14 protein-coding genes are annotated in these 13,033 nt (G+C 64.7%); 7 read left to right on the forward strand and 7 right to left on the reverse strand.

Annotation, left to right across the window (positions count from 1 at the left end):
• Position 1: 1 nt before the first annotated feature.
• Entirely contained in the window at positions 2 to 2,080 is a 2,079-nt protein-coding gene (locus AC3D24_RS05285; RefSeq protein WP_489028847.1) for a glycoside hydrolase family 97 protein, read from the forward strand.
• Positions 2,081 to 2,128: 48 nt separating this feature from the next.
• On the opposite strand, the gene AC3D24_RS05290 is transcribed toward AC3D24_RS05285, so the two are convergent.
• Complete coding sequence (locus AC3D24_RS05290; RefSeq protein ID WP_489028849.1) at positions 2,129 to 2,755, reverse strand: glutathione S-transferase family protein; 627 nt, start codon at positions 2,753 to 2,755, stop codon at positions 2,129 to 2,131.
• A 102-nt stretch (positions 2,756 to 2,857) separates the two neighbouring features.
• Between AC3D24_RS05290 and AC3D24_RS05295 the strand changes: the two genes are divergently transcribed.
• Positions 2,858 to 4,273 carry a dihydrolipoyl dehydrogenase gene (locus tag AC3D24_RS05295; RefSeq protein ID WP_489028851.1) on the forward strand — a complete coding sequence of 472 codons (1,416 nt, stop codon included), beginning with the start codon at positions 2,858 to 2,860 and terminating at the stop codon, positions 4,271 to 4,273.
• A 168-nt stretch (positions 4,274 to 4,441) separates the two neighbouring features.
• Here AC3D24_RS05295 and AC3D24_RS05300 read toward each other — a convergent pair whose 3' ends face one another.
• Positions 4,442 to 4,642, reverse strand: coding sequence for a hypothetical protein (locus AC3D24_RS05300; protein ID WP_132738404.1), 201 nt, complete (start codon positions 4,640 to 4,642; stop codon positions 4,442 to 4,444).
• Between the two features lie 108 nt (positions 4,643 to 4,750).
• Between AC3D24_RS05300 and paoA the strand changes: the two genes are divergently transcribed.
• The 4 genes from paoA (at position 4,751) to AC3D24_RS05320 (ending at position 9,597) form a co-directional block, all read left to right on the forward strand.
• Entirely contained in the window at positions 4,751 to 5,395 is a 645-nt protein-coding gene (gene paoA / locus AC3D24_RS05305; protein ID WP_489028853.1) for an aldehyde dehydrogenase iron-sulfur subunit PaoA, read from the forward strand.
• Positions 5,392 to 6,342 carry an FAD binding domain-containing protein gene (locus tag AC3D24_RS05310; protein ID WP_489028855.1) on the forward strand — a complete coding sequence of 317 codons (951 nt, stop codon included), beginning with the start codon at positions 5,392 to 5,394 and terminating at the stop codon, positions 6,340 to 6,342. Before paoA ends, AC3D24_RS05310 begins: the two co-directional genes overlap by 4 nt.
• Before the next feature lie 5 nt (positions 6,343 to 6,347).
• Positions 6,348 to 8,540 (forward strand): aldehyde oxidoreductase molybdenum-binding subunit PaoC, encoded by a 2,193-nt coding sequence (gene paoC / locus AC3D24_RS05315; protein WP_489028857.1) that lies wholly within the window; start codon positions 6,348 to 6,350, stop codon positions 8,538 to 8,540.
• Between the two features lie 91 nt (positions 8,541 to 8,631).
• On the forward strand, positions 8,632 to 9,597 hold the full coding sequence (locus AC3D24_RS05320) for an NAD(P)H-dependent flavin oxidoreductase (protein WP_489028859.1): 966 nt from the start codon (positions 8,632 to 8,634) through the stop codon (positions 9,595 to 9,597).
• Between the two features lie 82 nt (positions 9,598 to 9,679).
• Here the strand turns inward: AC3D24_RS05320 and AC3D24_RS05325 are convergent, their stop codons facing one another.
• The gene (locus tag AC3D24_RS05325) at positions 9,680 to 10,201 is read right to left on the reverse strand and encodes a DUF1465 family protein (protein ID WP_489028860.1); all 522 of its coding nucleotides are present in this window, start codon (positions 10,199 to 10,201) and stop codon (positions 9,680 to 9,682) included.
• Positions 10,202 to 10,265: 64 nt separating this feature from the next.
• Positions 10,266 to 10,481 (reverse strand): YdcH family protein, encoded by a 216-nt coding sequence (locus AC3D24_RS05330; protein WP_489033054.1) that lies wholly within the window; start codon positions 10,479 to 10,481, stop codon positions 10,266 to 10,268.
• 251 nt (positions 10,482 to 10,732) lie between these two features.
• Between AC3D24_RS05330 and AC3D24_RS05335 the strand changes: the two genes are divergently transcribed.
• Positions 10,733 to 10,888 carry a YdcH family protein gene (locus AC3D24_RS05335; RefSeq protein ID WP_489028862.1) on the forward strand — a complete coding sequence of 52 codons (156 nt, stop codon included), beginning with the start codon at positions 10,733 to 10,735 and terminating at the stop codon, positions 10,886 to 10,888.
• Between the two features lie 83 nt (positions 10,889 to 10,971).
• Here the strand turns inward: AC3D24_RS05335 and AC3D24_RS05340 are convergent, their stop codons facing one another.
• The 3 genes from AC3D24_RS05340 to AC3D24_RS05350 all read right to left on the reverse strand — a co-directional run bounded on the left by AC3D24_RS05340 (position 10,972) and on the right by AC3D24_RS05350 (position 13,022).
• A complete protein-coding gene (locus AC3D24_RS05340) occupies positions 10,972 to 11,376 on the reverse strand; it encodes a PilZ domain-containing protein (protein WP_489028864.1) in 405 nt (134 codons plus the stop codon).
• Positions 11,377 to 11,503: 127 nt separating this feature from the next.
• On the reverse strand, positions 11,504 to 11,974 hold the full coding sequence (dksA, locus tag AC3D24_RS05345; RefSeq protein ID WP_489028866.1) for an RNA polymerase-binding protein DksA: 471 nt from the start codon (positions 11,972 to 11,974) through the stop codon (positions 11,504 to 11,506).
• Positions 11,975 to 12,287: 313 nt separating this feature from the next.
• Positions 12,288 to 13,022, reverse strand: coding sequence for a hypothetical protein (locus AC3D24_RS05350; protein ID WP_489028868.1), 735 nt, complete (start codon positions 13,020 to 13,022; stop codon positions 12,288 to 12,290).
• Positions 13,023 to 13,033: the final 11 nt, after the last annotated feature.

The following is a 13,033-nucleotide window of genomic DNA, read 5'->3' on the forward strand; positions in this document are numbered from 1 at the left end:
CATGAAGACCCTGTTGCTGCTCTCCGCAGCGCTGATCGCCGTGCCCGCCTTCGCGCAGGACGCGGCCCCCGCACCGACCTCCAACGAAACGATCAAGCCGCAGCCCGCCTCCGCCATTCCGAGCGCCAGCGTGACCTCGCCCGATGGCGGCATCGTCGTCACCGTCGCGACCGACGGCGAGGGCAAGGCGAGCTACAGCATCACGCGCAAGGGCGAGCTGATCGTTAGCCCCTCGCGGCTCGGCTTCCTGTTCACCGACGCGCCGAAGTTCGATCGCCATCTCAAGATCGAAAGCGTGACCCGAAACAAGGCGGATTCGACCTGGACCCAACCCTGGGGCGAGTGGAAATCGATCCGCGACAACCACACCGAGATGCGCGTCCGCCTGGTCGAAACCGACCGGCTGAAGCGTGCGATCGACGTCGTGTTCCGCCTCCAGGACGACGGCGTCGGCTTCCGCTACGAATTCCCCGAGCAGCCGAACTTCAAGACGATCAACATCGCCGAGGAGCTGACCCAATTCGCCTTCGCTGAGGACGCAACCGCGTGGTGGAAGCCGGCGTTCGAATGGAACCGCGAGGAATACCTCTACAACCGCACGCCCCTGACCGGCGTCGGCACCGCCGCCACCCCGATCACGATGAAGCTCGCCAGCGGCACGCACGTCGCGCTGCACGAGGCCGCGTTGACCGACTATGCCGGGATGAACGTCGCCAAGGTCCAGGGCAACACGTTGAAGGCGGTCCTTACGCCGGGTGCCGGCGCGCCGAAGGTCACGCGGACGGGTCCGTTCGCGACGCCGTGGCGGACGCTGATCATCTCGAACGATGCGCCCGGCCTCTACATGAGCCACCTCGAACTCAACCTCAACGAGCCCAACAAGCTCGGCGACGTGAGCTGGGTGAAGCCGGGCAAGTTCGTCGGCGTGTGGTGGAACATGATCACCGGCAAATGGAGCTGGGCGACCGGGCCGCAGCACGGCGCCACCACCGCGCATGTGAAGAGCTACATCGACTTTGCCAGCGCCAACAAGATCCCGGGCGTTCTGGTCGAGGGCTGGAACGTCGGCTGGGATGGCGACTGGTTCGGCGACGGTAACGCGATGCAGTTCGACACGCCGACCCCCGACTTCGACGCGAACGTCCTGGCGAAATACGCGAAGGCGAAGGGCGTGTACCTGATCGGCCATAACGAGACCGGCGGTTCGGCGAGCCATTACGACAGCCAGCTCGACCGGTCGTTCGGCTATGCGCGCGATCACGGCATCCCCGCGGTCAAGACCGGCTACGTCACCGACGCGGGCCAGATCGAGCGCGTCGATCCCGATGGCTCGCAGCACCGCGAATGGCACGAGGGCCAGTGGATGGTGAACCACTATACGCGGGTCGTCACCACCGCGGCAAAGTACAAGGTCGCGATCGACAGCCACGAGCCGGTCAAGGACACCGGCCTGCGCCGCACCTATCCCAACTGGATCGCGCGCGAAGGCTCGCGGGGCATGGAATATAACAGCTGGGCCGGCAAGAACCCGCCCGAGCACGAGGCCAACCTCGCCTTCACGCGCATGCTCGAAGGGCCGATGGACTTCACGCCGGGCGTGCTGAGCCTCAAGGGCAGTGACAACAGCGACATCCTGTCGACGATCGCCAAGCAGCTCGCGCTGTACGTGGTGCTGTATTCGCCGGTCGTGATGGCGGCGGACACGCCCGAGAATTATGCGAAGTATCCGGCGGCGTTCCAGTTCATCAAGGACGTGCCGACCGACTGGTCCGACACGCGCGTACTAAACGGCGAGGTCGGCGATTACGTCACCTTCGCGCGGAAGGACCGGAAGTCGAACGACTGGTACATCGGCAGCGTCACCGACGAGAACGCGCGGACGCTGACGGTGACGCTCGACTTCCTCGATGCGGGCAAGAGCTACACCGCACAGATCTACCGCGATGGTCCGGGCGCGGACTACAAGACGGATGCGCGGCATTCGATCACGATCGAGACGAAGACCGTCCGCAAGGGCGACACGCTGACCCTGCCGCTCGCGCAGGGTGGCGGCGAGGCGATCCGGCTTAAGACGCGGTAACTGCCCGTTCCGTCGTCCCGGCTCAAGTCCAGGACGACGGAGCCGCGATCAGCGGCGCGCGGGCATCAGCGGACCGCCGATCTCGGTGGCAGCGATGAAGGCGGGACGAGCGCGCAAGCGATTGAGATACGCGGCAACGTCGGGGTGCTCCTTGAGCAGCCCGGCGGTCTCCGCGATCGCGAGCATGTAGCACATCTGGATGTCGGCCAGCATCAGCTGCTCGCCCATCAGATACGGACCGTCGCCGACACCCGCGCCGATATAGTCGAGCGTCTTGGTCACTTCGGGGCCGGTGAACTTGGCGAGACCGTCGGGGAGTCCGCCCATCCGTTTGCCGAGCGACGTGATCATGATCGGCAGCGATGCCGAGCTTTCGACATATTGCAGCCACTCGTCGTGGATCGCCGCGGCATCGGTGTCGACCGGCGGCGAGAACCGGCGGTCGCCATAGCGCTCGTCGATATATGACAGGATCGGTGCGCTCTCGGCCAGCGTCAGTGCGTCGTCGACGAGAACCGGTGCCTTGCCGAGCGGGTGGATCCCCTTGAGTGCGGGCGGCGCGCGGAAATTCTCGTCGCGCTCGTATTTGACGAGGTCGTACTCGATACCGAGCTCTTCGAGCAGCCACAGCACGCGGATCGAGCGCGAGTAGTTCAGGTGGTGGAGCGTTAACATAAGCGTCCTTCGTCAGGGAATGTGCTGCACTGCGGAACGGCTGGGCGGCGTCGAAGGTTTCGTCGACCGTAACTCCGGAATTCTCCGGCAACGGAGAGACGTATGACGAAGCTGACCTGCGACGTGGCGATCATCGGCGCCGGCACCGCCGGCCTTGCCGCCGAGCGCAGTGCGCGTCGCAACGGCGCGAAGACGCTGCTGATCGACGAGGGCTTTGGCGGCACGACCTGCGCTAGCGTGGGATGCATGCCCTCCAAGCTGTTGATCGCGGCGGGAAATTCGATGCACGCGGTCGAGCAGGCTTCGGTGTTCGGGATCGAGGCCTCGGGCAAGGTCGACGGCGTCGCGGTGATGGCGCGGGTGCGGCAAGAGCGCGATGCGTTCGTCGCAGGGGTCGAGGAGTCGATCGACAAATTGCCCGACGACGTGAAGATCGAGGCCCGCGCGACGTTCGCGGGTGCGACGATCCTCTTGTTGAGCGACGGGCGTGAAGTCCACGCCAAGTCGGTGGTGATCGCCACGGGGTCGAGCCCCTCAATCCCCGAGATGTTCGACACGGTGCGCGATCACGTGCTGACCAACGAGAGCATCTTCGAACTGCAGGACCTGCCGGGCTCGATCGGCGTCATCGGTGCGGGTGCGCTCGGACTCGAACTGGCGCAGGCGATGGCGCGGCTCGGCGTCGAAACGATGGTGTTCGATACGGGCGAGACGATCGGCGGGCTGAAGGACCGCCATGTCGCCGAGGCGTATCACGCGATCCTGTCTCGCGAGATGCCGATCCTGCTTGGCGTCGAGCTCGAGGTCGAGCCCGATGGCGACGGGGTCGCGCTGTCCTGGACGGGGTCGGCGTCGGGAACGAGGCGCTTCGACTATCTGCTCGTCGCAGCCGGGCGACCGCCGCGGATCGCGGGCATCGGGCTGGAGACGACCGGTCTGGCGCTGGATGAGCATGGGATGCCGGACTATGACTGCGAGACGATGCAGTGCGGCAGCGCGCCGATATTCATCGCCGGCGATGCGGATCATGATCGGGCGGTGCTGCATGAGGCGTCGGCCGAAGGGACGATCGCAGGGCGGAACGCGGCGAGCTATCCCGAGGTCACGCCGGGCAAGCGTTCGGTGCCGTTCGCGATCACCTTCACACATCCCAATATCGCGGTGATCGGCGAGATCGCGAAGGACGACGATGCGGGCAGCGTGATCGGTACCGCCTCGTACGACGATCAGGGGCGCGCGAAGGTCGAGGCATGCAACGCCGGGCTGGTGCGCTTCTATGCGGATCGACGTGACGGGCGGCTGACCGGTGCGACGATGGCGGGGCCGGCGGTGGAACACAGCGCACACCTGATCGCATGGGCGATCCAGAGCGGCTGGACCGCGACCGAGGTGCTGGATCTGCCCTTCTATCATCCGACGTTCGAGGAGGGGATGAAAGGCGCGCTTCGCTCGATCTGTAGCGCGGTGCATGCGCCAACGCCGCCGGATCGGGACGATGGGTTTACGCCGGGAACGTAATCTAACCCAAGAAATGAGCACTACCCCGGCGGAGGCCGGGGCCCACTTGGAAAGGTGGCAATAACCGATTGCCGTCCACTGTCAGTTACATCTCCAACTGGGCCCCGGCCTTCGCCGGGGTGGTGCTGTCGGGGGGAACGCGTGGAAGCTCCGCTTGCAGAGGTCGCGCTACTCCTCCAGATCAAGATACGCGACGACGTCGTTTTCCGTTGCCAGGTACAGCCCCGCTTGCACGTCCTCCTCCTGTTGTGCGGCGATTGCCAACGCCTCGCCCAGCGGCCCATAGAACAGCGTGGTCGCCGCCCCGCCCTCGCCGCTATCGTCGAGATGATACAGCCGAACCGAGACGCTCGAAGAAATCGTCCGCATTACAATACCCTACCCAAAGCTTCATGACCGAGAATTCACGGAACAAAACGCGAAGCAGCGCAACTTTGCCGCGCGTCGCTTGTTATGCCAACAGATACAGGGGTTTATATGCATCAGGATGAAGGTTTTCCGGTGTCACGCCGTGGCGTGATTGCCGGCGGTGTTGCGTCGGCCACGTTGGCTGCGGCACCTGCCGCGCAGGCCCAGACGCAGGGTACCGCGCAGTCGGCCCCGCCGACCATGCCGGTAACGCTCAAGGTCAATGGCCGTACCACCAAGCTCAACGTCGACACACGCACCACGCTGCTCGATGCGTTGCGTGAAAATTTGAAGCTCACGGGCACCAAGAAGGGCTGTGACCACGGCCAGTGCGGCGCGTGCACGGTGATCGTCGAGGGACGCCGGATCAACAGCTGCCTGACGCTCGCGGTCATGCACGAAGGCGAGGAAATCACGACGATCGAAGGCCTCGGCACGCCCGAGAAGCTGCATGCTATGCAGGCGGCGTTCGTGAAGCATGACGGTTATCAGTGCGGCTATTGCACGCCCGGCCAGATCTGCTCGGCGATCGCCACGCTCGGCGAGATCAAGGCCGGCATCCCGAGCCATGTCACCGGCGATATCGCCGCCCAGCCGACGGTATCGACCGCCGAACTGCGCGAACGGATGAGCGGCAATCTCTGCCGTTGCGGGGCCTATTCCAACATCATCGACGCGATCCACGATGTCTCGGGCACGGAGCGCACCGCATGAAGGCCTTCACCTATGAGCGCGCCACGTCGGCAAAGGCGGCCGCAAGTGCCGCGGTCCGCATGCCGGGCGCCAAGTTCATCGCCGGCGGCACCAACCTGCTCGACCTGATGAAGCTGCAGATCGAGACGCCGCAGCATCTGATCGACGTCAATGGCCTGGGCCTCGACAAGATCGTGCCGACGTCGGACGGCGGCCTGCGTGTCGGCGCGCTGGTGCGCAACACCGATCTCGCCGCCGACGCGCGCGTGCGGAAGGATTACGGCGTGCTCAGCCGTGCGCTGGTGTCCGGCGCGTCGGGCCAGCTTCGCAACAAGGCGACGACCGCGGGCAATCTGCTCCAGCGGACCCGCTGCCCGTATTTCTACGACACCACCAAGCCGTGCAACAAGCGCCAGGCCGGCAGCGGCTGCGCGGCGATCGGCGGGTTCAATCGCAACCTGGCCGTGCTGGGGACGAGCGAGGCCTGCATCGCGACTCATCCGAGCGACATGGCGGTTGCGATGCGCGTGCTCGACGCAACCGTCGAGACGGTCAACGCGGCCGGCGAGACGCGCGCGATCCCGATCGCCGACTTCCACCGGCTTCCCGGCACCACGCCGCAGATCGAGACGTCGCTCGCACCCGGCGAACTGATCACCGCGGTGACGCTGCCCAAGCCGATCGGTGGCACGCATATCTACCAGAAGGTGCGTGATCGGGCGTCCTACGCGTTCGCCGTGGTTTCGGTCGCGGCGATCATCCAGCCCGACGGTCGCGGCCGGCTTGCCTTCGGTGGTCTCGCGCACAAGCCCTGGCGCGTCGAATCCGCCGAGGCGCAGCTGCCCAACGGCGCCAAGGCGACCGCAGCGGCGGTTCTCGCCGGCGCCCGCACAACCTCACAGAACGCGTACAAGCTGCCCTTGGTCGAACGCACCATCGGCGCCGTGTTCGAAGACGCGAAGGCCTGATCGCCATGAAGTTCGATACCCCCGCAACCGCCAATCCCACCGACCGGATGAAGGTGCTCGGCCAACCGATCGATCGCATCGACGGCAAGCTGAAGACCACCGGCACGGCGCATTATGCGTATGAGCGCAGCGATGCGGCGCCCAACGCCGCCTATGGCTGGATCGTCGGCGCAGCGATCGCCAAGGGCCGGATCGAGAGCATCGACATGGCCGACGCGAAGGCCGCGCCGGGCGTGCTTGCGGTCGTCACCCATGAGAATGCCGGCAAGCTCGGCAAAGCGAAGAACCACACCGCGCGCATGCTCGCCGGCCCCGACGTCCAGCATTACGACCAGGCCGTCGCCGTCGTCGTTGCCGAGACGTTCGAACAGGCGCGTGCGGCGGCCAAGCTGCTCCGCGTCACGTACGCGCGGGCGAACGGCAATTTCGATCTCGCCGCCTCGCAAGGCTCGGCGACCAAGCCCAAGGGCGGCACGCCCGACACCGCAGTCGGCGACTTCGCAGGCGCGTTCGCCAAGGCGGCGGTCAAGGTCGACGAGCGGTATACGACGCCCGACCAGAGCCACTCGATGCTGGAGCCGCATGCGACCACGGCCGCATGGAAGGACGGCAAGCTGACGTTGTGGACATCGAACCAGATGCTCAACTGGGCGGTCGGCGACATGAGCGAGACGTTGCTGATACCCAAGGACACCATCCATGTGATGTCGCCTTACGTCGGCGGTGGCTTCGGGTCGAAGCTCTGGATCCGCAGCGATGCGGTGATGGCGGCGCTTGGTTCGCGCGCGATCGGGGGGCGTCCGGTCAAGCTCGCGCTCGCGCGGCCGCAAGTGATGAACAACACCACGCATCGCCCGGCAACGATCCAGCGCCTCCGCATCGGCGCGCAGAAGGACGGCAAGATCACCGCGATCGCGCATGAGAGCTGGTCGGGCGACCTGCCAGGTGGTGGTCCCGAGACCGCACCGAACGCGACCCGTCTGTTGTACGCCGGCGCCAACCGGATGACCGCGACGCGGCTCGCGGTGCTCGATCTGCCCGAGGGCAATGCGATGCGGGCACCGGGCGAGGCGGTCGGCCTGCTCGCGCTCGAGGCGGCGATGGACGAGCTTGCCGAGAAGCTTAAGATGGATCCAGTCCAGTTGCGGATCATCAACGACACGCAGGTCGACCCGGAAAAGCCGTCGCGCCAGTTTTCGCAGCGCGATCTGGTCGGCTGTCTGAAGACCGGTGCCGAACGCTTCGGCTGGGACAAGCGCAATCCGGTACCCGGCCAGGTCCGTGACGGTCGCTGGATGATCGGCATGGGTATGGCGTCGGCATTCCGTGACAACGTCACCATGAAGTCGGGCGCACGCGTCGGGATCGACAAGAAGGGCGTGGTGACGGTCGCCACCGACATGACCGATATCGGCACCGGCAGCTACACGATCATCGCGCAGACCGCGGCCGAGATGATGGGCGTGCCCGTCGATAAGGTCATCGTCCTGCTCGGCGACAGCAGCTTCCCTGAATCCTCGGGGTCGGGCGGGCAATGGGGCGGCAACAGCTCGACCGCCGGCGTCTATGCGGCATGCATGGCGCTGCGCGACGCGGTTGCCCGCAAGCTGGGGTTCAACTCGGCCGACGCCGTATTCGAGGATGGCAAGGTGAAGTCGGGCAACCGCAGCGTCGCGCTGTCGGAAGCGGCAGGCGACGCGGGGCTTTCCGCCGAGGACTCGATCGAGTTCGGTGACCTGGCCAAGACGTACGCACAGGCCACGTTCGGCGCGCATTTCGTCGAGGTCGCGGTCGATTCGGCAACCGGCGAGATTCGTGTCCGTCGCATGAGCGGTGCGTTCGCCGCGGGCCGTATCCTCAACCCGAAATCAGCGCGCAGCCAGATCATCGGTGCGATGACGATGGGCGTCGGCGCGGCGTTAATGGAGGACGCTGTGGTCGACAAGCGCTTCGGCTATTTCGTCAACTACGACATCGCCGAATACCATGTCCCGGCGCATGCCGACGTGCCGCACCAGGAGGTGTTCTTCATGGACGAGCTCGACACGAAGTCGTCGCCGATGAAGGCCAAGGGCGTCGGCGAGCTTGGCATGTGCGGCGTCGGCGCGGCGATCGCCAACGCCGTCTACAACGCCTGCGGGGTGCGGATCCGCGAATATCCGCTGACGCTCGACAAGGTCATCGGCAAGATGGCCTGATACCCTGCCCTCCACCCTGCCGCATCATCGGCCGGGGTGGAGGGAAAAACCGGCTCTGGCGCGCGCGAATGGGTTGCGCTAGAAAACCCATATGACCGTACCCGCTATTCTAAAAAACCTGCGACTGCCCGTTATCGGCTCGCCTCTGTTCATCATCTCGGGCCCGGAACTGGTGATCGCGCAGTGCAAGGCTGGCATCGTCGGCTCGTTCCCCGCGCTCAACGCGCGGCCCCAGGCGATGCTCGACGAGTGGCTGCACCGGATCACCGAGGAACTCAGCGCGCATAACCGCGCGCATCCCGATCGGCCGGCAGCGCCGTTCGCGGTCAACCAGATCGTCCACAAGTCGAACGACCGGCTGGAGAGCGACCTCGCCACCTGCGCCAAATGGCAGGTGCCGATCGTTATCACCTCGCTTGGAGCGCGCGAGGACCTCAATACTGCGGTGCACGGCTGGGGCGGCATCACGCTGCACGACGTGATCGACGACCGATTCGCGCGCAAGGCTATCGAAAAGGGCGCGGACGGGTTGATCGCGGTCGCGGCCGGTGCCGGTGGTCATGCCGGCCGCCTGTCGCCGTTCGCGATCGTCCAGGAAATCCGCCAGTGGTTCGACGGCCCGCTCGCGCTGTCGGGCTCGATCGCGACCGGCGACGCGGTGCTGGCGGCGCAGGCGATGGGTGCGGACTTCGGCTATATCGGCTCGCCGTTCATCGCGACCACCGAGGCGAATGCGGATCGGGCGTACAAGGACGGCATCGTCGCGGGCAAGGCGTCGGACATCGTCTATTCGAACCTGTTCACCGGCGTGCACGGCAATTACCTGCGCGCGTCGATCGTCGCCGCGGGCATGGATCCGGATGCGCTGCCCGAGGGTGACCTGAAGACGATGGACTTCGGGGGGGGCAATGGCTCGAAGCCCAAGGCGTGGCGTGACATCTGGGGTTCGGGTCAGGGCATTGGTGCGGTGACCGAGGTCGAGAGCGTTGCCGACCGTGTCGACCGGCTGGAGCGGGAATACAACGCAGCCCGGAACAGACTGGCACTGGGCACTTGAACGCCCGCAGCCGTCCCCTTCTCGGACGGGAGAGGACCTAGGTGGCAGTGGTGGCGTGACGACCTCCGGCTTTGATGCACCGTTAGAATGTGTTCGCGAGCATCATCTGCATCGATAGCGCGGGGCTGTTGATCACGTTCGGCGTATCCTGTGCAAGATCGAGGCGTCCTACCCGCCGGTGCAACTCCGCGCTCGATTCGACCAGGTTCCGGGCGTGCGTCGGCAGTAGGTCGAGCAGAACCTCGTCGGTTATGGGCGCATCGCCCAGCCGCCGTGATGGATCGAGCGCGTCATGCGCGCGCAATTCACCGGACTGCACCGCACGCTGCGTCAGCAGCCAGGCGATGACGTGCATCAATCGCGTCGTCACCTTTAGCGATTCGCAACTGAAGCTTACCCGGATAACGGGATCGAGCGCCTCGCGTTCAGCCCGTCCCGCCTCGTCGAAATACGCACGCGCTTCGTCGGCCAGCAGCATCGCCTCGACATACAGCGCGTCGACCAAACGTCGATGCAGCCGCAACTCCTGTTCCACGCCGTTCATTCCAAGGCGATGCCATAGCGGATCGGCCACGCCCAGAGTAATGAACGCCGTGCTAACCATAGAGTGTGCCGAAATGCGTCATTTACGCGGCGAATCGATGCCGGTCACTCGCAACGCGTTATATTCAGGCGATAATATCCGGAATTAGGAAGTCTTCACGCGCCGCGATCTCGTCGCGCAGGCGCAGTTTGCGCTTCTTTAGGCGGGCCATCTGCAACTGATCGGGAACCGGCATCAGCGCAAGCGCGGCGATCGCATCATCGAGATCGCGGTGCTCGATCCGCATCCCGTCGAGCCGAACCCTGATCTGTGCCTCGTCCACGCTGTTCCCCGGTTGCATGCCCATCGCGGTGTGGCTTTAGCAAAAAACGGCGATGGTGCGAGGGTTAAACCAATCGCGGCAGGCACCGGGCTAGCCATTCAGCCCGTCGCTCTGCCAGCCACTTCGCCTGCGCCACGCCCATCGTCGCCCCTCTCCAGTCGTCGTGCCGAATCGCTCGGTCAATCGATTAGGTCGATTTCCGATGAAGACATTTCGATGACACGGTGGTTTACTCAGTCTCCCAACCCGAATGCAGGAGGTACCTCACCATGCAGACGACGCATCAGACGGCCCTGAAAACCAAGCACGCCGTTCTCGATCAGCGAATTGCGGCCGAAACACACAGGCCTTTGCCCGATGCGACCATCCTGGCGGGCCTCAAGAAACAGAAGCTGCGACTGAAGGAAGAGATCGTAAGCCTCTGACGCTTCTACGCGCAAACCTTCGACATAGCTTCCCGGACTATGATCCGGGAGGCCACATCAATGCAAATTATCGGAACGAAGGATCAGGTCCTCGGCGGTGCCTTGGCGTAGAATGGCGGTAGCGACAGCGTCGAGATAGCGGTGCCAACCGGCTTGCGGGCTTTTTTAGGATCGATCACCGAATCGAGCGCGATGCCGATACGCCCCTGTGTGCACCATGCGACTTTGCCCGAGATTTCGCCGATCCCGCGCAGTTCCAGTCGCACCGGCGTACCGACTTCAGCGACCTTGTCGAGTTCGATCATGAGACCGCCCTCGGAGAGATTGCGGACCCGAACCTCGCGTACCCCTAGTTCCTCACCCAAACGAAGCTGAGCGACCAGAAGCAAGCTGTCACGGCCACGAGCCCGCGGAATTTGCACGCGCTCGGAAACGGGATCGTGCTCTACCGAACCGGAGTCGGCCACCTCGCGATTGAACCTGTCCATGTCGTGACCTCGCACCGTCAGTTCGTCGCGCTACGCATACGCCGCAAAGGCTGGCGGAACGCTTAACATACGCGGTACTAACCGTGTCGGAACCATCCGCAAAGGTAGCGAGGTCAATCTCCCGAGATCAGTCCTCGCGCGAGACCTTCTCGTTGCGCTCGTGACGCTCCTGCGCCTCGACCGTCATCGTCGCGATCGGCCGCGCTTCGAGGCGGGCCAGGCTGATCGGCTCGCCGGTCACTTCGCAATAGCCATATTCGCCTTCGTCGATACGCCGGATCGCTGCCTCGATCTTCGACACCAGCTTGCGCTGACGATCGCGGGTGCGTAGCTCGATCGACCAGTCGGTCTCGCTCGACGCGCGATCGGTGAGGTCGGCCTCGCGCAACGAATCGACCTGAAGTTGCGACAGGGTTTCCTGTGATTCCCGCAGGATCGCATCCTTCCAGGCTTGCAGCTTCGTGCGGAAATACGCCTGCTGCTTCAGGCTCATAAAGGGTTCATCGGCATCGGGCCGATACCCGTCATTGCCGCAATCGTTAGCGGCCTCTCGACTGGAATTCCCGGTATCGTCCATACGATTCATAACGGTCGCCATACCACTCTCCCTCTGGTTCCGTCGTATCAGCCTCGCTGATTTCCGGGAGCCGCCCCCAAATGGTGAAAGCGCCTATAGTCTCACGCGATGGCGACCACAAGCGACACGACTTGCGCAATCGACCGCTGATCGGACATTTTATTACGATATTTGGTGGGCCAGTTTCGGCGCGGGTTCCGGCAAGCCACAAGGTTGCGGACAGCGCGGGACTGACAGCATTGTGTCCCACGTCGGCACGTTAAGTGCGATCAGGACGCGGCCGATCCAGTAAATTCTCGTTTAACCATCCGAAATGTGGTTAACGCGCTTGCACTTAATGCTTTGTTTTGCAGTTAGTCGGATAGCGGTAATCCAATGCTGCAAACGGGGATCCGGCAACACGAGGGTGCCGGCAACGAGAAAGAAACGATATGTCGGTGCGGATGGCTTTAGCCAAATTGTGCGCGTGCGCATGCGGAGGTGCCCTGATCGGCGGTGGCGCCGTGCATGTCGCCGAACGCCCGGCGCGGACCGCGGACTCGAAGCGCGTTCTCGTCAAGCGCGTTGCCCGGCCGCAGCTCGCGGCCGTCACGCGCCCTCGCGTGCGGCGCGTAACGACCACGACTCGCACGACCTGCGCACCGACGATCGTCAAGATCGCCAACGCTGCGGTTCCCGTACCGGTTGGTGACGGATATATCGGCGGCGGCGGCGCTGGCCCCGCAGTGAGTGGCGGCGGCGGCACCGTACCGGTCGTGATTGGCGGCAGCGGCGGCTTCTTCGGCGGTGGCTTTGGTGGCGGGTTCGGCGGCGGCTTCGGGGGAAGTGGCGGATCGAGCGGCAGCATCGTGATCTCGTCGACGTCGAGCGGCGGTTCGACCTCTACCGGCGGTTCGTCGAGCAGCACGGGTGGCGCCGAGGTGTCCAGCACATCGTCGTCGGGCGGCTCCAGCGGTGACGTGTCGTCCTCGTCGAGCAGTTCGTCGGCATCCTCCTCCGCCTCGTCGTCTTCGTCCGCAAGCAGCGGCAGTTCGTCGGGTGGTTCGGGTGATCCCAGCGATCCAGGCAAGCCGGGTCACG

This window comes from Sphingomonas sp. SL1004, assembly GCF_057815015.1.